The sequence below is a fragment of the Paenibacillus plantiphilus genome (genome assembly GCF_927798095.1).
Taxonomy (GTDB): domain Bacteria; phylum Bacillota; class Bacilli; order Paenibacillales; family Paenibacillaceae; genus Paenibacillus_Z; species Paenibacillus_Z plantiphilus.
Map to the genome: position 1 here is coordinate 164,675 of NZ_CAKMMF010000001.1, position 20,504 is coordinate 185,178.

Below are 20,504 nucleotides of genomic sequence, written 5' to 3' on the forward strand. Positions count from 1 at the left end.
TTCATTTGTTCGACCAACAAGGAGGATTATTCAATATGCTGCTGGAAGCTGTCTACCACCGTCCCAAACAAAACTGGTCCTATGCCTATGATTTCGAGACCATTCATATCCGCCTGAAAACCAAACGAGACGACATGGACAAGGTGCAGGTGCTTGCCGTTGACAAGTGGGATTTCAATGGCACCAAGATCGTAACCGACATGGTCAAGTTCGCTTCCAATGAGCTGTTTGATTTCTGGGAAGCGGCTGTTCGCCCGCCATTCAAGCGGCTGGCTTACGCTTTTATACTGCAATCCGGCAATCTGTGCACCTATATGAATGAGCGCGGCTTCACCCCGGAGATGCCCGTCAGCGCGGCGGCTTTATTCGAGTTCCCTTATATCAATCCCATCGACGTGTTCACCCCTCCTGCCTGGGTGAAGGATGCCGTGTTCTATCAAATTTTCCCGGAGCGTTTCGCTAATGGCGATCCCTCTAACGATCCTGAGGGCGTTGAGCCTTGGGGCGGCAAGCCGACCCGGACGAACTTCTTCGGCGGCGATCTTCAGGGCGTCATTAACAATCTCGATCATCTGGAGGAGCTGGGTGTCAACGCCATCTATTTCAATCCAGTGTTTGAAGCGACCACGAACCATAAATACGATACGCAGGATTATTTGAAGGTGGACCCTAACTTCGGCGACAATGAGACGTTGAAGCGTCTTGTGCAGGAATGCCATAAACGGGGTATCCGCGTCCTTCTCGATGCCGTCTTCAACCATTGCGGCGCAACCTTCCCACCTTATCTCGATGTAAAAAGCAATGGAGCGGCATCCCGTTATGCGGACTGGTTCCATGTCCGTGAATTCCCGCTTGAAGTAAGGGACGGCATTCCGACCTACGAAACGTTCAGCTTCGAGCCGATAATGCCCAAGCTGAACACGGAGCATCCTGAAGTGAAGGAATATTTGCTCAATGTCGCCCGTTACTGGATCGAGGAGATCGGCATCGACGGGTGGCGCCTTGACGTGGCCGATGAGGTGGATCACGCCTTCTGGCGTGATTTCCGTAAAGTCGTGAAGTCCGCCAACCCTGAAGCCTATATTCTGGGCGAGATCTGGCATGACTCTATGATGTGGCTGCAGGGCGACCAATTCGATGCTGTCATGAACTATCCATTCACTGATGCTGTGCTGGACTTCTTTACGAACAGAGGAACATTAGACGGCGCAAGGTTCGCCAATGCGATTGGCAGCATTCTATCCAGCTACCCGCAGCAGGTGAATGAAGCCGCGTTCAATCTGCTGGGCAGCCACGATACACCGAGGCTTCTAACGATCTGCGGTGATGACAAGCAGCGGATGAGGCTCGCGACGCTGTTTCTGTTCACATTCATAGGAACACCTTGCGTTTATTACGGGGATGAGTTCGGAATCAATGGCGAGATGGATCCTGACTGCCGCAAATGTATGGAATGGGATGAGAGCAAGCAGGATCGGGAGCTGTTCGAGCATTATCGGAGCATCATCCGTCTCCGCCGCGAGCATGAGGTTCTGCGCAACGGCGAGTTCCGCTTCCTCCATGCGGAGAAGAACGACAAACGTCTAGCATATGAGCGGTTTAATGATGCCTCACATTTCATTATCGCGGCTAATGCCGACGAGGTGACCAATACCTTGGAGATCATTCTTCCGCAAGGCACTTGGACCGAAGCCTTCACAGGATCAACCATTGAATCGGATGGCGACAAAACGAGTCTTAAGCTGCTCCCGTTCAGCTATCAGGTGTTCCAACGGACCTTGTAAACTGCAAGCTGTGATGTGAAGCAAACGAAAGATCCGCCAGAAAAACAAATGACCCGCAAGAAGGACGCTTTCGTAAAAAGTGTCCCTCTTGCGGGTCTTAGTCATTTCAATCAAAATCATATCTTTCCTCGCGAAAGGGATCGCCGTACATATGGTAGCCATTTCGTTCCCAGAACCCGGGCTTGTCAGCCGCCATAAATTCAATGCCGCGCAGCCATTTGGCGCTCTTCCAAAAATACAGATGCGGTACAACCATACGCACCGGATAACCATGCTCCGGCGTCAGCAGCTCTCCATTGTGGCGCATAGCCAGCAATGAAGTGTCCCGCAGAAAATCTTCTAGCGGCAGGTTCGTCGTCCAGCCATGCTCAGCATGCAGCATGACATACTTCGCATCCGGCTTCAGCTTCACCTTCTCCATAATCGTTGCAACAGCAACGCCTTCCCAAACATTGTCGAGCTTGGACCATGTCGTGACACAATGGATGTCATTCCCGAACTCCTGCCGTGGGAGCTTCAGAAATTCGCTGTAGGTAATAACCGCTTCCTCTTCCACAAGTCCGAACAATCGCAAATCCCATTTGCCCATATCATTGTAATGGGGAACCGAGCCATGATGCAGGACGGGGAACGCTTCCGTCAACCGCTGCCCTGGCGGAATACGCGAAGCGAGGTCGCGCTCCTCCTTGCTCTTGCTGTCCCTACCGCTATCCACTACAACCGCCTCCTTCTAAATTGCTGCGTCTTCTTGTGTCTTCTTGTGTCTTCTTGCGCCCTCCAACGCGGGCTGACACAGCTCTTCCCTTGAAACACTTCGAAATTAATTGCTTCGACGCTGCACACGCAGCGCCAGCGGCCCGATTGTCAATGCAAGCGCAAGCAGCAGCATGCCAGTGAAGAACGCAATACCGTAGCTTTGCAGCCAATACGGACTATCCTCAATTAGCTTATAGAGCCAGCCGCCGATCATCGGACCTAGAAATCCCGTAAGTCCGGTCAATGCGGAGAATATCGCTATATACATCGGACGATCTGCTTTGGGCGTATCGCCGATCACGAAGTTGAACACAACCAGATTGTACCCGCCAAGACCGAAGCCTAAAGCAATATGAACGAGCAGCAGGACGAAAATGACCGGCAATAGCTCTATTCCCGCCCACAGTAGACAGGACAGCGCAATAATAGGCAGTGTCCACAGCAACAGCGTCCGGGACGCAAACCGCGAATTTAACGTTCCCCAGTAATAATAACTAAACATCATGACAACCATCTGAACCGTCGTAATAACTGTGATCCACAAATAACTGATCTTTAGAATGTCCAGCATGACGTAGGAGAACAAGGGGACCGCAACATTCTGCACCAAAATAAATAATGCGATAAACAGCGTCGCTTTCATGTACGAAGCATCCCGCAGCGGCTTCAGGAAGCGCCGGGCAGAGCTTGACTCTACTGATTTCTCGAATAACGGATTAGGGTATCGCCAGAGCTCTATCGCATTCCAAACCACACAAATCGCACTGATGCTGTACAGCAGTGCAAATCCTGTACGCTCATTCATATGCTCCAGAATTTGACCGCCAATCAGGAGCGAAAGACTCGCAATCGCCCAATGAATCGTATTGCGAATGCCGAAGTATCGGCCTCTTACCTTTGGAGGCACCATGTCCGCAATGATAGAGGTCCAGAACATGCCTGCGGTTGAAGCTGATAGAAACGATACAAGAAACATTGCGATGAACACCGTAACCCGGTATTCCTCTGCAACCAAGAATGGAATAAATCCTGTCGCTACCCAAATTAAACGATGCGTAATTCCAGTAATGATTAGGAAAAGCCGCCGGTTATTGAGCCGCTGCATATAATATGCAGCCACAAGCTGGATCATATTCGCAAGAGCAGGAATGGCCATAACGAGCCCTACCTCTTCCGATGCCCCTCCGAGATAAAGGATGTACGCCGTCAGAATAGGTCCGCCTAACAAATTTGAAATGACGGTTGCTGGAATGCCTTCCATGATGGAAGTCAACAGCCCTCTGCGATAACTGGACAGATTCTTGCGATGGAACACGGACATGACATGCTGCAAGAATGACATGGTATATGAACTCCTTCATGATGTTAACTTCTACGTTGCCGTCCTTTGCCGTCTCTTGCCTGCCTTTCCTCTCTTGCTGCTTCCTCTCTTGCTGCTTCCTCTCTTGCTGCCCTTCCGTTCGCTCTAAACCAGCAGCTCGCCTAACGTACGAACCATAACACCGGTTCCACCCTTCGATTCCCATGAGCGTTCACGCTCAAGCCATGCCGTGCCGCCGATATCCAGATGCACCCACGGCTTCTCTTCAGCGAATGCCCCAATGAACAGTCCTCCTGTAATCGTACCGCCAAGCCGCCCACCGCTATTCTTCATATCTGCAGCATCACTCTCTAGCTGCTTGCGGAACTCCGGATAAGCCGGAAGCGGCCAAATCCGTTCGCCCGCCCGCTTCGAGGCAAGCACAACCTGCTGCTGAAGCGTCTCATCGTTGCTCACCGCTCCTGTCGCAACATCTCCAAGCGCGACCATTACTGCTCCAGTAAGTGTGGCGACATCGACCAGCTTTGTCGCACCGCGCCTGATCGCTGTCGTCAATCCGTCAGCGAGAACAAGACGCCCTTCCGCATCGGTGTTCACAACCTCAATCGTAATCCCGCTCATCGTCTTCAGTACATCGCCTGGCTTGATCGCTCGATCAGAAGGCATATTCTCCGCAGATGGAATAACGGCAACCGCATTGACAGCCGGACGCAGCTCGCCCAGAATTCTCATTGCTCCTAGCACCGCTGCTGCGCCGCCCATATCTGAGATCATCTCCTCCATGCCCTCCGCCTTCTTCAGCGAAATGCCGCCAGTATCGAATGTGATCCCCTTGCCGATCAGGCCCCAAACATCTTTATCATCAGGCGCACCTTGATAATGCAGGACAATCATCCGAGGCGGATTCACGCTTCCTTGACCGACGCCCAGCAGACCGCCCATTCCTTGCTCCGCGGCTGACCACTCATCCAGCACCTCGCAATCGAGGCTGTACGTCCGAGCCAGCTCCTCCGCTTCCTCCGCAAGCAGCTCAGGCGTAAGTTTGTTGCCCGGAAGATTCGTCAGATCCCGCGCATACTTCACGGCATCCGCGAACACAGTGCCCCGGCGCAATCCGGCTTCCCATTGCTCTGCGGTTTCTGAGGAACCGCTCCTATCCGCTGGCGGCGTGAATATAACCGTCTGTACAGAAGCATACCGTTTCTCGTCATCCTTCTTCTCCGTCTTCCGGGTGAACAAGCCGAGCGAGTAGCCTTCCGTCATCGCTTGCGCGGCTTGACTGATCGTGTATTCCGTCGCACCGGTGCAGACAGATACAGGAAGCTGCTGCTCCACAGTTACAGCCTTCAATTTTCTTGCTGCTTTAGCCGCAGCGGCAGCGGCATCACGCAAACCATCCACAGTCAGCCCCGATTGCGCAACACCGGCATAGATGACATGTGATGCCGGCAGCAGACCAAGCGTTGGCAGGCTTAATGTCTCTTTGGGCTCCCCCTTGAACAGCTCCTTCGCATAATGGCTCCGCAGAGACTCGTCCAACTGCGGATGTACCCACTCCGTATCCGCGCCATTTACGCCCTGCAATTCCTCACGGCTTACGAACCGCACAATTGCATCGGACTCCAGCCCTTTAGCTCCATATGTAAATTGAACACCCATCCTGAACATCTCCTTCAATTCTTTTCTAATCACCTGATATCTTTTCCACTTATTCCCTAACGCAAAAAAATCGGGTTGCCCCGATTCTTGACATTGACAGCCCATTTCGCCTTCCGTTTAGAAGGTTGGCAGGAGCTTAGAATCAGTCACTAACCCGATTCTAAGCCTTTATTCCACTAATGGCAAATAGATATTAAATTCCGTCCCTTCACCTGGATTGCTGGCCACACGAATGGAGCCGCCATGATTCCGAATAATGCGATAGCTCACCGATAATCCCAGTCCGGTTCCAGCAACTTTCGTCGTAAAGAACGGATCGAACAGCCTGCTCAGCGTCGTCGTATCCATTCCTTTGCCGTTGTCCCGAATTTTGATTTCTGCAAAAGAGCCCTCACGGCGCGTGATGACATCAATTCGCCCCACATGCTCCTGCTCCTGCTCGCCGATCGCATCCATCGCATTGCGTATAATATTTAGAATCACCTGCTTCACTTGTTTGACATCGATTGAGATCGCCATATCCTGATCATAGGATTCCAGATTGATCCCGCAGCCTTTCATAAGCGCTTCGCTCTCACAGAGCATAATGACCTCCTTCAAGAGGAAATTAATATACTCCCGTTGCTTCATAGGCGCAGAAGGCTTCGACGAATTCAGAAACTCATAAATAATATCGTTCGCCCGATCAATCTCAGCCAGAATGATCCGGGCGTATTCTTCCTTGCCGAGCTGCAGCAGAAGAGGCTTCAACAGCTGGATGAAACCGCGAATCGAAGTAAGCGGATTTCTAATCTCATGCGCAATTGCCGCCGCGATCTTGCCGAGCATCGCCAGCTTGTCATTCTGATAAGCTGTCTGCTCGATCTGCTTGAACTCCGTCACATCCTTCACACTGAACAAATAATCGCCATCGAGCTGATCGCCATAAGTGACGGTCACGAGCAAGTGCCTGCCGCTGGCATCCTCGAATTCCAAATACCGGCTCCTTCTAAGAAACATCTCCTTGTAGAGGCGAAGAATGATGCGTTTCGTTCCCCGCCGAAGCTGCGGATGAGACAGTATGTCGCGAAGTCCGCAGCCTATCAACGTTTTGCGTGGAATATCCAGCAGCTTGGCCATTTGCAAATTAATAAAGGACAGGATGCCGTCACCATCAAAAATAGCGATACCGCTATCCATATGCTGAAGCACATTCTCATATTTATTTTTGACCATACGAAATGAGCGGTGTGAGTGCAGCAGCATATCTCTCATTTCACTGAAACGCTGCTCTGGCGTCTGCTCTGGCTGCAGCCGAACGCGAAAGGCAACCATGAGCTCAATAAGGAATAGAAAAGAACGACTGTACAATTGAAGCGCTTCCTCCGATTCGACATTGGCAACAAGAATCTGCATCGTTTCTTCGTGAAGCGCAATAATATCTTCCGGATGAATACCATGAAGCAATTTACCGATTTCAGTCGCTTCAAAGAGCGATGCCTCGCTACCGCTTCGAATGTATTCGGCAAGCGCCGGAAAATAACGCTTTCGAATCGCTTGCATGTTATCCCTCATCTCCTGCGGCACAGAACGGCGTACCCATACCATTTACAAATATCATAGTAACTTCTTCTAATTCATGTCAACAGGAGATACTGTCGAAACACGCCGCACAAAAAGACCCGATACCACTCGCTCCAAAGGGTCTTTTGACGCGTTTTTTGTCGAGTAAATAGCCGCAAAAAAACAAATAACTACAATAGTTACGCAGCATCGTCGCTGAAGGCTGCTTCGCCGGAAGTATCGCCGGAAGAATTCCATGCGGAGAGGCAAAAACGCGGCGGACCGGTTGTGGAGGCGTACGGAGAATTCTGAATTAGCATCGATCCAGGAGGTTACCCAATAGTCTGGTTGGTTTATAATTGATACCATATATGTTAGACTATTCCTGTTAGAACTTCTTTATATAAATAACCTCTCAGAAAGGAGAAATGAGGCGTGAGAAAGTATAAGAAATCGACTATAACATTATTAATATTATTTTTAATAATACTATCTTACCAGTTCAATTTTATACAGAAAATGACTGCTCGATTAACGGCCTCCGTTTATACAAGCTTCAAATATAATGATTTGGATTTTTCCTATCAGAAAACAGAGTTTTCATCTCAGTTTGGTAATTATTTTATTTCTTACAAAGATAAGAACGGCAAAGTTATTGCTTTTGAAGTTACTCCGAAATTTTTTCCTGTTTTTGTCTCATTTGATCCGATAGACTCCGCTCCATAAATTCTTTCCAACAACTGTTTTTCTGCAATACAAACAGGGACATATCACTTGCAAAATATGCCCCTCCTCATTAAATCAAGTCATGCCAGCTTCCCAAAAAAAGTTTGTCGATTATACACTTATACGATGTCGACGATTTCTACAATGATACCCCTTATCTGCTACTTTATTTACCGTTACGCTGACTATTTGATTTACTATTATCTCTGTTATTCTCTTTATTATTCTCTTTATTATTATCTTTCTTGGTCTCTTTACTTTCTCTAGCGTTCTGATTGCCGTTTTCTTTGCCATTCATTCTATCGTTCTCTTTGCCATTCATTCTATCGTTCTCTTTGCCATTCATTCTATCGTTCTCTTTACTCTTCTCTCCCTCGTACCCCTTCTTGTCTCCTTTCTTGTCCCCTTTCCCGTTATTGTCTTTCCTGTTATTTTCTTTCCTGTTATGATCTTTTCCCTCGTCATTCTTTTCATTATCGCGCTTATGATCGTCGTTCTTGTCCTTCTTATCGTCGTTCTTGTCCTTCTTATCGTCGTTCTTATCGCCATCCCTATCACGATCACTCATATTGTTTTGGGACTCTTTATTTTTATTTTTATCTTTATCTTTATCTTTATCCTTATCCTTATCTTTATCTTTATCCTTCTTATTATTGCCCTTGTCATCGTCCTTCTTGGAACCCTTATTATCGGATTTGCCGTCTTTATTTGTCGAATTCCATTTATCACCCTTATGATTGCCTGGTTTTAATTTATTTTCGTTATCGTCGTTATCGTCGTTATCGTCGTCATCGTCATCATCTTTCGTTTGGTGGGACCCGTTCTTGTTCCTTTTTCCGCTCTCGGGATCTGCGACGTTATTGTTTGGTTTGCCCCCTTTTTTATCGGAGGAATCATTGTCTTTCTTCTTGTCTTTCTCCTTATCCTTGTCTTTCTTCTTGTCTTTCTCTTTCTCTTTCTCTTCCTGCTTCTTATTTTTCTTGTTATCCTTCTTCAGCAGCTGCTTCAACTGCTCCTTCTGCTCCTTGCTCAGCTTGGTCGATTCCTTCGTATTCGCATTCCCTTGCACATTCCCATTCCCATCACCAATCACAGCCTTGACCCCGCCCATAGCTTCTGCTGTCTTGTGGATGGACTGGGTTTGCAGCTGTTCAAGCGGCACCTCGTGGCCTTTGCTCTTCGCCATCAAATAGAAAGCCAGCTTGCCGGAGGATACCCCTTTCTCATTGGCCGCATCCCTAATTTCTACAGGCGCAGAAACAGTCGTCACCTGAACATTCGAGCTGGAACCCGTCCCCGATTTGTCCGAATCCAATGCTTTCTTCACCGCGTCATTCACCGTATCCGTCAGCTTCTCCTCGAAAGCGGCTCCTGCCTTCTCATTCATCAAAATACTCGTAATAATGACATCGCCGTCGCCATGCTCCAGATAATGCCCTGTCTTCACACGATCCATAATCAAGCCTGTGACCTTGCCGACCGGCAATCCTTTATAGTCCAACTGGTCCGTCACTACCGCTCCATCCTCATTCAAAGCGCGCAGCTCCACCACCTCATCGTCAACATCAACACCAATTTCTATACTTGGATTAATGTCCATCGTCAAATAAGCAGCGACTGGCGAGCCCTTCCCAAACTGCCCCACAAGAAAAGGAATTAGGATAAGCAGCATGACCGCAGCAGCAATGCCGGCTCCAAATATCGGCCGCGATTTCAATATTCGCACTTGCTCCGGGATAACAATTTCTTCCCCGACTGCTGCATCGCCTCTATGGGTAACCTTGCGAAATTCACCTTGCGACGTCATCACAATAAGATGCCGCTTTCCCTTCTCCATCACGATTCCACGATTCATGCTCTCACCTCTTTCTCTTCTTCGACATCTTCTTCCACCGACAGCAGCGGCTGCAAATAAGCCTGCAGATAGGGATATTCGCCCTTATGTAACAAAGCAATGGCAATAATATATTTGCGATTGCGTTCAATTGTCTTTCTGGAGACGCCGGCTAACGCGCACAATTCCTTGATCGGCAGCTTCTGCGTAATCGCAAAGGGCTCGAACAGCGAAGAATCGGCTGCAAAATTGCGGCTAATGGACATCAGCAGCTCCCTGGAATCAGCATGCTTCGGCGACAAATCAGGCAGTTGGGAAAAAGCAATCCCATAGCCATTCAGGCAAAGATTATACTCCGCAATTTCAAGCCGTCTAGCCTCTGCCTCCTGATCGATATTGTAGCGCGAGATCGCTTCCTTCAGCTCAATCGAATTAATCGTTTGGTCTTCTTCATCTGTATGGTCAAAAGCGCTATAGGGAACAGAGCGCGTATGACGCTGCTCTCTGCGGACATAGTCAATAAGCCTCCGCCGAATGACCGTTTCGGCAAAGCCGAGAAACGATTTTCCTGCATGGCTTGAAAATTGGTTGATCGCTTCGTCGAAGGCGCTGAGCGCAATACTGAACTCATCATCCCGCGAAGGATCGATATATCTTTTGCAGAATCTGCTCGTCACCTTGGCGATATAGGGCTTATACGCAGCGATAAACGCATCGCGTGAATCCTCTCCCGCGCGGATTCGCTCCACTCTTGCTTCAGGGGCGTCCCGTTCATCGTCAGGTGGTGATTGAGCCGATCCATTCTTGCCGAATAATCGCTTGAATAGTACGAGTAGCACCCGCTCCACCTCACAGTTATAGTTTTCGTGATGTTCATTTCGCTTGTGGGGGTATGGCAAATCGTCCTCATAAGAAAAAAAAGCCCCCTTCTACAGGGAGCAGAATGTTTAGCAGGAAGTGCGCCGGGCGCGAAGCTTGCTGCGCCGCTTGCTTAGAACGGCTAGACGGCGTTTCAACTCCGTCTCCCAAGCGGCGTCTTCAATCCCCTTGGCGAAGCTTAGAAGATCGAGAGCCATATCAATCTGGTTCTGAACGACATCCAGCGGATCCTCGTTCTCATTGTTGACGCAATTCTCGAACAGATTCTTGCCTTCATCATCCACATATTCGAGAAAATCGACTTCGGAGGCGCCATCACCATGAGCGTATTCGGCTAGAATCTCGTATTCATTCTCAATCATAGGATGAATATCAACCCGATTGCATACCGGACAAAAAAGAATAGGTACATTATGAATGTGTGTTCGAAAATGCTTTAATGTTCCGTTCGTGCCAATCATACTAGCGCCGCAGCAAAAACTCATGACAGTCCCCCCTAACTCATTCCTCAAATTGAATTGCAGAAAATCATACTAACCTTATTCGCTCTCCATACGTTAAATTCCTGCCTGCAGAGACATACAAAGAATAGAAAACCCGGCAGCCTGTACCGGTGCCGGGTCCTCCTATATGCTCAATTGTGAAGTCTGGCTTATTTCGCTACCAGATGCTTGTCGCCTGGTTTCCAGTTGATTGGGCACAATCCGCCGGATTGCAATGCTTGCAGTACACGAAGCGTTTCTTCAACGCTACGTCCTACATTGTTATGGTTAACGACTTGATATTTCACTTCGCCTTCCGGATCGATGATGAACAGGCCGCGCAATGCGATACCTTCTTCTTCGATCAGAACACCGTAGTCACGTGCAACTGATTTCGTAATATCTGCTGCAAGCGGGAAGTTCAATTGGCCAAGACCATTATCGTTAACTGGTGTGTTGATCCATGCGCGGTGGCTGTGCTTGCTGTCTACGCTGACACCAAGAATTTCAGTGTTCGACTTGTTGAACTCGCCAGCTGCTTCACTAAGCGCCGTAATTTCAGTCGGACATACGAAAGTGAAATCCAGCGGATAGAAGAAGAGCACAAGCCATTTGCCTTTGTAATCTGTCAAAGATGCTTTGCTGAAATCCTGTCCATTTCCAGTTGCCGTTTCCATCGTGAAATCAGGAGCCGGACGACCTACCAAACGTTCTGCCATTATGAAAAACCTCCTTGACGCTTTCGCGTTTATTAGACCCTGTTACCGGGTAACTGTTCGATTAAAATCGTAACATCACTTTATAACAAAGTCAAGAATGAAATTATTTCTTTTTAATAATTATTTTAATTTACTTTTTCATCGCTGCAATAATCAGATCGCCCATTGCTTCTGTCCCGATTGCTTTGCTCTTATCAACAGCAATGTCGCCCGTGCGGTGTCCGGCGTCGAGAACAGACTTGACTGCATCCTCAATGGATTGGGCAGCTTCCGCATAACCGAACGTCAGACGGAACATAAGCGCAACGGAAAGAATTGTAGCGATTGGGTTGGAGATGCCTTGTCCCGCAATATCAGGCGCAGAGCCATGTACCGGCTCGTACAGGCCGAAGCTTCCTTCGCCAAGCGATGCAGAGGACAGCATGCCGATAGAGCCTGTCAGCATAGCTGCTTCATCGCTCAGAATATCGCCGAACATATTTTCAGTTACGATAACATCGAAGCTGGAAGGACGACGCAGCAACTGCATTGCGCAGTTGTCTACAAGCACATGCTCAACCTCTACATCCGGATACTCAGGAGCGATCCGGTTCACAACTTCACGCCACAGGCGGGATGTCTCAAGAACGTTAGCTTTATCAACAGAAGCCAGCTTCTTGCGGCGTGTTTGCGCAATTTCGAAGCCTTGACGCACGATGCGTTCTACTTCCGTAACATTATATACACAAGTATCAACCGCTTCTTCTCCTCCAGCGCCTTCGCGACGGAACTTCTCGCCGAAGTAGATGCCGCCAGTGAGCTCGCGCACAACGATCAAATCTGTGCCTTCAAGCACTTCAGGCTTCAGCGTGGAAGCTTCCTTCAAGCAGTCGAAGACCGTAGCAGGGCGAATGTTCGAGAACAGGCCCAATGCTTTGCGAATGCCGAGCAAGCCCGTCTCTGGACGAAGCTCCTTGGAGTTGTTGTCCCATTTAGGACCGCCTACTGCGCCGAGCAGCACAGCATCTGCGCGCTTACAGATGTCGAGCGTCTCCTGTGGAAGCGGAGTTCCCTTCTCATCAATGGCGATTCCGCCGAACAAGCCATGCTCCGTCTCGAACTGATAGCCGAACAGCTCCTCGGTTTTTTTCAATACCTTCAATGCTTCTCCAACAACTTCCGGGCCGATTCCATCACCGGCGATAACCGCGATTTTTTTCACGTCTGCCATACTCTTTTTAAGACACTCCTTCTGTATTAAGGGCTGCCCGCTTCAGCTGCTGTTACTCCCGCCGCTGGACCGTCAGCCCTATTAGTGATTATGGTTCTCATTCTACTCTCAGTTGTACCATAAAATCGTCATGAAGACAAAGATATTAAAGCTATGACTTCTATAGGCGCGAAGTATAACGCTCCCTATTCGGAATCATGCACGCTTGCTGAAGAAGGTAATGCAGCTGCAGGCATAGGTGATGCCGAGACGGTCGGTGCACTTTCTTCCTTGTCTCGCCAACGCTGGTTCACCCATGTGATGCCAAACGAGATGGCGCCAAGCGCGACAAACACAAACATTTTGGAGATCGTAGCCTCATTCGACATATCCAGCAGAATCGCTTTAAGGGAAACAATAACGAGCACAATGGAGCCAATCCAGCGGAACAGCCGCTGACGGCTGTATGCCCCCCATACGAACAGCAGCAGCGCATAAATCGCCCAAGTGACGGACAATGCAAGATGCATGCTGAATGACAACGCATATTCCTCGAAGCTGTTCATAATTTGGACGGTCAGCAGTCCTCCAACCACGAAGTGGCCGCCAAGCGCATACAGATTCGAGAATAATGCATTGTTCTCCGTATCTGTGAATGAGTAACGAACCTTGCGGGAGCAGACAAATCCGAATGCAGCCAGCCCTATCCAGACGACAGCGCCTCCGTTCAAGAACGGCACATAGACGTCAAACCAGTTCATTCGCGGAACGTCCCAGGTAGCAACGAACCAATATACGCCTGTGCATATCCAGATAAAAGAGGACACTCCCTTAATCCAGTCCTTGCGCAGCCCGAAGCCAAGCAACATGCCAAGAGATGCAATAGCCGTCCACACATAGACGCCGAACATCGGCCGAAGCTCTGAGCCGCTGCCCAGATTAGCCATGCCAAGCAGCAGAGATAGTCCGCCAAAGGCTGCATGCATATAGAATGCTGCCTCATTCTTGCCGCCATGACGATAAACCAATGCTGCCAGAGCCAGATACAGGATTCCGATAACCGCGAGCAGAATCATCATGGAGGAGCTGCTTTTCAGCACAATAGCCGCCCAGATGCCGAACAAGACCGTATTCGTGAAGCTAAAATAAATATTGCCCCCGCTGAATCCGCTCTTCTCCCGCCATGAAGCGGTATAGAAGGCCAGAAGATAGAACAGAAATGCCGCAATCGCATATCTCATCGGCATACTCCACCACTCGCCGCCCTCCGGCAGAAAGTGAATGTAATAGACCGCATACATCACCCAGGTTAGAATGAAAGCCGCAATTCGCAGCTCGACCCATGATTTCATAACGCTAATCGTGAAGAACGCAATGTTCACAATAAGCAGGTACAGGAATAACGTGAACACTTGATCCGTAACAGGCTGCATGACAAGCGGCGCAAGCAGCGCACCGCCGAGGCCAACCGACATCAGCATTCTGGAGCCGAAGCGATAAGCGAACAGCGAGATTCCGATCGTAATGGCACTCATCACGACCAGCACGGTCATCGAGTTCCATACAGCCGCATAAATGCCGGCATAGGAGCAGGTCGTATACCAGATGGCTGCCCCAAAGCCTGTGCCAAGCTCGCCTCCGATTCTCGCGCCAGCGCGCTTCGATCGATGCAGCGACAAGCCGGCTGCCGCGAATGCCGCTCCTGCCAGCAATCCAATCCCGATCTTAATCGGATCAGTAAGCAAGCCTTGATCTGACGTATACTTAAACAGCGTAATTAAAGATGCAACCATAAATAAAGATCCAACGAGCGTCGTCCAATGCCTTTTCCAAAAATCATTCATCCTGCAAGCCTCCCATTTGGGATAAAGTTTTAGGACCAGGTCCTTAAACCTTATTGTATAGAACTTGCAGAATTGCAATAGTACCAACTTTCTCTAGTACCAGATAAAGGAGCGCATTGCAGGATGCGACTGGGCGGGCCCTGCGAGTTGCGCGGCTGCTGTTCACCGCGCGCAGCTCCCAGAGCGCGGTATGGCGCTGCATGCCGGCGGTCTACATGTCCGTCTCTCCACCACATGAGGCCGCTGCCTTGTCAGAACAGGTCCATATCCTTCGCCTGCTGTGCCGCTTCCTTGCTGCTCTTGCCGCCCAGCTTGCGCAAAATATTGCTCACATGATTCTTCACCGTACGCACGGACAAAAAAGATTTCTCCGCAATTTGCGTCTGGCTGTAGCCATCATGAATCATGGACAGCAATTGCACCTCTGCCGGCGTCACCATCCGTTTGAACTTGTCGACCTCATATTCGCGCTCCACCTTTTTCAGCCTGCGGAATTCCTCCAGCATCTGCCGCGCGGCAGACGCATCAATAGCGGATTTATCGCCTGCTGCTTCGCGAATCGCGTCAGGAATGGACGAGAAATCCGACTTGACCAGATAGTTCACGGCCCCGGCACGGAACGCTTCAACGACAAAAGCTTTGTCCTCCATGGAGGTCAGCATAATCAGTCGCGCAGTTGACGTTGCCGACAGCTCACCTGCGAGCCGCAGACCCTCCGGGCTATCAGCAAGCATAATATCAAGCAGAATAACGTCCGGCGCGGCTTCCTCCGCAACAAGCAAGGCTTGCTCAGGATTATCTGCGGTCGCCACAACCAGCAGGCCTCCGGCTGCGTTCAAATACGCCGATAAGCCTCTCAGCCAATCCGGGTCGTCCTCAACAATCATAACGCGAATACTCGTGCTGCTCATGACTCCGCTCCTTTTACCCTTTTTGGAATTGGAAAATGCAACGTAACGGCTGTCCCCTTGCCGAGAACACTTTGAACACGAAGCTCGCCCCTCTGGCGGTTCATCAATTGGCTGCAATAGGCCAGTCCAAGTCCGAAATTCATCGCTTTCCCGCTCTTCGTAGTGAAGAAAGGCTCTGCAACCTTGTGCAGATGCTTCTTATCAATGCCCATCCCCGTATCACGAATCTCGATTGTGCAGCCTCTTCTGCCGCTTATTACTTTGACGAGGAGCTCCCCGCCATCCGGCATAGCTTCAACTGCATTGTTCAAAATATTATTAATGGCCTCCGCCGTTTGCGCGGGATCAACCTCAGCCTCTGCGCTCTCGTCATACTCGGTCTTTACGTCAATTCGTCCCATTACGCGCGGAACCAATGCCGACAGCTGCTCACGAACCAGCTCCGACAAGCTGAGCCGCTGAGGCTGCAGGCGCAGCTCCTGCGTCCGATCATGCACACTTCGAATCATCGCTTCGATATGGGATGCGGCTGTAGCAATGACCCCAATATCCTCGCGAAGCTCCTGCATCCCCTCCTGATGGGAATTTGCAGCGCGATCGATTTTATCACTGAACAGCTTGATTTTGCCGATGTCATTTTTGATCGCATGATTAAGCATAGCTGTACCGCTCGTAATCGCTCGAAGCGAGAAATCCATCTGTCTTCGTTCAATTAGCAGCTGCACCCCAAGAAATCCGAATTTGAATAAAGCTACAATAAACACAATGAATGCGAAAGTAATCGACCAAACATTATACTTCCACATCCCGTAGTAGCCAAAGAGAGGCATAACATAATTCATTGTTGTAGCGAACAATACCGCCGGAACAGTGACAGTCGTCAGAATCGCATGCGCGCGGCGGTCTGCCGGATGAAGAACATGCTTCGTCAAGAGTAGAATCATGCCCAGCACAATATAAGGAATTGCCCAGATACCAAGAATGTCGTAATGAACCGGATATACATCAGCAGTTGGGAGCAGGAGCATGAAGAGCGGCATGACGAGTGCTGCATATGGCAGCCATCGCAGCGTTTTCATAATTAACATACGGAGGGAGAAGCCTTCTCCGACCTTAGGCAATTGAGCAGTATGGTAAACCGCAGCAAAACAAAGAAAGCTATAAGGAAGCCCATAGTAGCTAACCCAGGAGCAGCAGTTCTGAAAGTAATATAGAAGCCGTTCTTGCCCTTCGCTAATTTGACCGGCTTTATTCATGACTGCGATCCAACTCTCGATAGTTGAAGCTAGAGCGCCAAATCCACCACAGAAGGCGACAAGGGCCAACCAGCGCACAGCTATGCTGTTTTTATTGGCTACAAGAAGCAGCAAAGAGACCAGCCATAAGGCAATCCAAACGAATAACATGCGCTTAGCTTTCCCCCGATATAACTTGTTTTTATTTTTCATTATATCATCGGATTTCCAGCCCAGGGTGTTTAATCTGCAACAAATCCCCCCTATTAACGTCTATAGAGGTAATTACATCCAAATGTGAATTTGGAAAGGGGACACTACAATGAGAACTAAACTTACTTTCGGAGCAATCCTTTTAAGCTTATGTCTGCTTATTAGCACCGGCTGTCAAGAAGCGAATACCAGCAAGACGGCCCCGCCGATTCTCAGCATCGCCCAAATTGAGACTATCGCGAAAAACAAATTCGATACCAGCATCCATGGTGAGATAACGATTATCGAAACCAAGCTTCTAAGCAATGGCCAATATCGGGTAAAGTGGAAACGACCACAAAGCTGCGAATCCGGAACAGAACATTTCGACCAGACAACAGGAGAAAATGTGGGGATCTCTCAGCGTAGTATTTGTTAAGGAGAATGAACATGAGGAAAATAATCTTCTTCTGCCAATCTTCTCCTGTTGAGAAGAAATGAGCTTTGCTCTCGCAACAATTTAATGTTCGTCTCAGCATTCAGCATATGCAGCAGTTGTCGTGAAGCTGCAACAAAGCAGCCCGCCTTCTCATTTCAGAGAATGCGGGCTGCCTCGTATCGCCTCGTGCGATTTCATACTTGCTTCGTAATGCGCAAACCTATTTCATCGCACGTTCATCCATACATGGAATCCCTCTAGATCAGGCTCATCTTGTCGCGTCTGCCCGGAGACTTGCGCTTCTCGATAAGACGGTTCAGGGCGTCGATATACGCGCGTGCGCTTGCTTCCAGAATATCGGTGCTCAGGCCGCGGCCCTGCGCCGATACGTCATCCTGCTTCAGCACGACATGCACCTCGCCCAGCGCATCCTTGCCTTGCGTAACGGACTTGATGGAATAGTCCTCAAGCTCGACCGCCTCGCCTGTAACCGCGTCTATCGCATTGTAGATCGCGTCAACAGAGCCGTTGCCTGCTGCTGTCTTCTCCGCAACGCCTTCAGCAGTACGGATGCTGACAGTAGCTCCTGGCACGGACTGATTGCCGTAATTCACTTGAAGCGTCTCCAGCGTATACACTTCAGGCGTATCAATCAGCTTCTCTTCCAGCAGAGCGCGAATATCCTCATCACTGACATCCTTCTTCTTGTCAGCAAGATCCTTGAACTTCGCGAATGCGACGTTCACCGCTTCTTCCTCCAGCTCGTAGCCAAGATCGATCAGCTTCTCGCGGAATGCGTGACGGCCGGAATGCTTGCCCAGTACGAGCTTGGATTCCTTCAGACCAATCGTCTCCGGCGAGATGATCTCATACGTCGTTTTCTCCTTCAGCATACCATCCTGATGGATACCCGACTCATGAGCAAAAGCATTCGCGCCCACAATCGCTTTGTTGCCTGGCACAACCATGCCTGTCAGCTTGCTGACAAGCCGGCTCGTCTTGGCAATCTCCGTCAATTGCAGCGAGGTCGTCGCCTGGAAGAAATCAGCGCGAGTCGCAAGCGTCATCGCTACCTCTTCAATCGCCGTGTTCCCGGCACGCTCGCCAATACCGTTGATCGTTCCTTCGATCTGATCCGCGCCATTCAGAATCGCAGCGAGCGCATTCGCAGTCGCCATGCCCAAATCATCGTGACAATGGGCGCTCAACTGGATTTTCTCAATGCCAACGACTTCATTCTTCAATGTTTTGAAAATGTTCCCAAATTCAGATGGCGTCATATAACCGACCGTATCCGGTATATTCACTACAGTCGCGCCAGCGCGGATCGCCATAGCTGTTACTTCACACAGGAAGTCCAGCTCTGTGCGTCCCGCATCCTCAGGCGAGAATTCGATTTTGTCAAAATATCGCTTCGCATAACGAATCGCCTTCTCCGCTGTCTCCAATACCTGCTCCTTCTCCATCCGAAGCTTGTGCTTCCTATGGATAGGAGAGGTCGCCAGAAACAGATGGAGACACGGGTCCTGAGCGCCCTGGAGCGCTTCGCGCGCCGCATCGATATCCTGCTCGCGCGAACGGGACAGCCCGATCACCGAAGCATTCTTAATCGCGCGGGCAACCGCGTTAACAGCCGCCAGGTCGCCAGGAGATGCCGCCGGGAAACCAGCCTCAATCCGATCTACCCCAAGCTTCTCAAGCTGCAGAGCAATCTCGACCTTTTCCTTCGTATTCAGGTTGACGCCCGGAGATTGCTCACCGTCGCGGAGCGTCGTGTCGAAAATATAAATTTTACGCATCTCTTGCACCTCCACGAACGGAATGATCCCGGACAGGCGAGACCGCCTCGGCGTCTGCCATAGGCGACGCGGGGACCGTCCCGACAGTCCGGGATAACATGTCATTCTTATTATTGCCAGCCGACAATCGGCTAAACGATTACTTCTTGATCCAGTGCATCAATTCACGAAGCTGCGCGCCGACAACTTCGATCGGGTGCTCGGCTTCATTGCGGCGAGTTGCCGACATGAATGCATTGTTGGATTGGTTCTCAAGGATAAAGTCGCGTGCGAAACGGCCAGCTTGAATATCTTCAAGAACAGCTTTCATCGCTTTTTTCGTCTCATCCGTAACAACGCGAGGTCCTGTTACATAGTCGCCGTACTCAGCAGTGTTGGAGATGGAGTCACGCATCGAAGCAAGACCGCCCTCATACATCATGTCAACGATCAGCTTCAGCTCATGCAAGCACTCGAAGTATGCCATCTCTGGCGCGTAGCCTGCTTCAACCAACGTTTCGAATCCAGCTTTAACCAGTGCAGTTGCACCGCCGCAAAGTACAGCTTGCTCACCGAACAAGTCGGTTTCTGTTTCTTCACGGAAAGTCGTTTCGATAACGCCTGCACGCGTACAGCCGATACCTTTAGCATACGCAAGACCAATCGCTTTAGCATTGCCAGTAGCGTCCTGCTCGATTGCGATCAAGCCTGGTACGCCGAAGCCCTCTGTGTAAGTACGGCGAACCATGTGGCCCGGGGACTTAGGAGCAACCAGCAGCACGTCTGTATCTTTATTCGGAACGATTTGACCGAAATGAACGTTGAAGCCGTGGGAGAACATGAGAGCCGCGCCTTTTTTGAGGTTTGGTTCGATCTCTTCTTTGTATACGCGAGCTTGCGTTTCGTCAGGCATAAGAATTTGAACAACATCTGCGATTTTTGCTGCTTCGCTAACGGAAAGAACTTCAAAGCCGTCGTTTTTAGCTTTTTCTGCGGATTTACCGGCGCGAAGACCGATAACAACTTTCAGTCCGCTGTCGCGCAGGTTTTGCGCTTGTGCGTGGCCTTGGCTTCCGTAACCGATAACTGCGATTGTTTTACCTTGCAGAACGCCTTGGTCTGCATCTTTTTCATAGTACAGTGTAACTGCCATGAGTAAATAAAGCCTCCTTTAAATTAACCCTTTTGAGCGGGTGTTAAAGGAGGGATGATCG

General features: G+C 49.8%; 16 protein-coding genes. 2 read left to right on the plus strand and 14 right to left on the minus strand.

Annotation, left to right across the window (positions count from 1 at the left end):
- The first annotated feature begins 35 nt into the window (after window positions 1–35).
- Window positions 36–1,784, plus strand: coding sequence for an alpha-glycosidase (locus L6H65_RS00680; RefSeq protein ID WP_236338319.1), 1,749 nt, complete (start codon window positions 36–38; stop codon window positions 1,782–1,784).
- 106 nt (window positions 1,785–1,890) lie between these two features.
- Here the strand turns inward: L6H65_RS00680 and L6H65_RS00685 are convergent, their stop codons facing one another.
- From L6H65_RS00685 to L6H65_RS00740, 12 genes are all read right to left on the minus strand, one after another.
- The gene (locus L6H65_RS00685; RefSeq protein WP_236338321.1) at window positions 1,891–2,499 is read right to left on the minus strand and encodes a sulfite oxidase-like oxidoreductase; all 609 of its coding nucleotides are present in this window, start codon (window positions 2,497–2,499) and stop codon (window positions 1,891–1,893) included.
- 105 nt (window positions 2,500–2,604) lie between these two features.
- Window positions 2,605–3,882, minus strand: a complete 1,278-nt coding sequence (locus L6H65_RS00690) for an MFS transporter (RefSeq protein ID WP_236338323.1) — start codon at window positions 3,880–3,882, stop codon at window positions 2,605–2,607.
- A 123-nt stretch (window positions 3,883–4,005) separates the two neighbouring features.
- Window positions 4,006–5,520, minus strand: a complete 1,515-nt coding sequence (locus L6H65_RS00695; RefSeq protein ID WP_236338325.1) for a leucyl aminopeptidase — start codon at window positions 5,518–5,520, stop codon at window positions 4,006–4,008.
- Window positions 5,521–5,688: 168 nt separating this feature from the next.
- On the minus strand, window positions 5,689–7,062 hold the full coding sequence (locus tag L6H65_RS00700) for an ATP-binding protein (RefSeq protein ID WP_236338327.1): 1,374 nt from the start codon (window positions 7,060–7,062) through the stop codon (window positions 5,689–5,691).
- Between the two features lie 892 nt (window positions 7,063–7,954).
- Complete coding sequence (locus L6H65_RS00705; protein WP_236338329.1) at window positions 7,955–9,643, minus strand: anti-sigma factor domain-containing protein; 1,689 nt, start codon at window positions 9,641–9,643, stop codon at window positions 7,955–7,957.
- Window positions 9,640–10,461 carry an RNA polymerase sigma factor SigI gene (sigI, locus tag L6H65_RS00710; protein WP_236338331.1) on the minus strand — a complete coding sequence of 274 codons (822 nt, stop codon included), beginning with the start codon at window positions 10,459–10,461 and terminating at the stop codon, window positions 9,640–9,642. Before sigI ends, L6H65_RS00705 begins: the two co-directional genes overlap by 4 nt.
- 108 nt (window positions 10,462–10,569) lie before the next feature.
- The gene (locus L6H65_RS00715; protein WP_236338333.1) at window positions 10,570–10,986 is read right to left on the minus strand and encodes a hypothetical protein; all 417 of its coding nucleotides are present in this window, start codon (window positions 10,984–10,986) and stop codon (window positions 10,570–10,572) included.
- A 167-nt stretch (window positions 10,987–11,153) separates the two neighbouring features.
- Window positions 11,154–11,702 (minus strand): peroxiredoxin, encoded by a 549-nt coding sequence (locus L6H65_RS00720; protein ID WP_236338335.1) that lies wholly within the window; start codon window positions 11,700–11,702, stop codon window positions 11,154–11,156.
- Between the two features lie 130 nt (window positions 11,703–11,832).
- A complete protein-coding gene (gene leuB, locus L6H65_RS00725) occupies window positions 11,833–12,912 on the minus strand; it encodes a 3-isopropylmalate dehydrogenase (RefSeq protein WP_236338337.1) in 1,080 nt (359 codons plus the stop codon).
- A gap of 185 nt (window positions 12,913–13,097) precedes the next feature.
- Window positions 13,098–14,735, minus strand: a complete 1,638-nt coding sequence (locus L6H65_RS00730) for a DUF2339 domain-containing protein (protein ID WP_236338338.1) — start codon at window positions 14,733–14,735, stop codon at window positions 13,098–13,100.
- Window positions 14,736–14,986: 251 nt separating this feature from the next.
- Window positions 14,987–15,646, minus strand: a complete 660-nt coding sequence (locus L6H65_RS00735; RefSeq protein ID WP_236338340.1) for a response regulator — start codon at window positions 15,644–15,646, stop codon at window positions 14,987–14,989.
- Window positions 15,643–17,052, minus strand: coding sequence for a sensor histidine kinase (locus L6H65_RS00740; protein ID WP_236338341.1), 1,410 nt, complete (start codon window positions 17,050–17,052; stop codon window positions 15,643–15,645). Before L6H65_RS00740 ends, L6H65_RS00735 begins: the two co-directional genes overlap by 4 nt.
- 151 nt (window positions 17,053–17,203) lie before the next feature.
- Here L6H65_RS00740 and L6H65_RS00745 point away from each other — a divergent pair, with 151 nt between their 5' ends.
- Entirely contained in the window at window positions 17,204–17,512 is a 309-nt protein-coding gene (locus L6H65_RS00745; RefSeq protein WP_236338342.1) for a hypothetical protein, read from the plus strand.
- 257 nt (window positions 17,513–17,769) lie between these two features.
- Here the strand turns inward: L6H65_RS00745 and L6H65_RS00750 are convergent, their stop codons facing one another.
- On the minus strand, window positions 17,770–19,311 hold the full coding sequence (locus L6H65_RS00750; RefSeq protein ID WP_236338343.1) for a 2-isopropylmalate synthase: 1,542 nt from the start codon (window positions 19,309–19,311) through the stop codon (window positions 17,770–17,772).
- 139 nt (window positions 19,312–19,450) lie between these two features.
- Window positions 19,451–20,443 (minus strand): ketol-acid reductoisomerase, encoded by a 993-nt coding sequence (gene ilvC, locus L6H65_RS00755; RefSeq protein ID WP_236338344.1) that lies wholly within the window; start codon window positions 20,441–20,443, stop codon window positions 19,451–19,453.
- Window positions 20,444–20,504 lie beyond the last annotated feature (61 nt).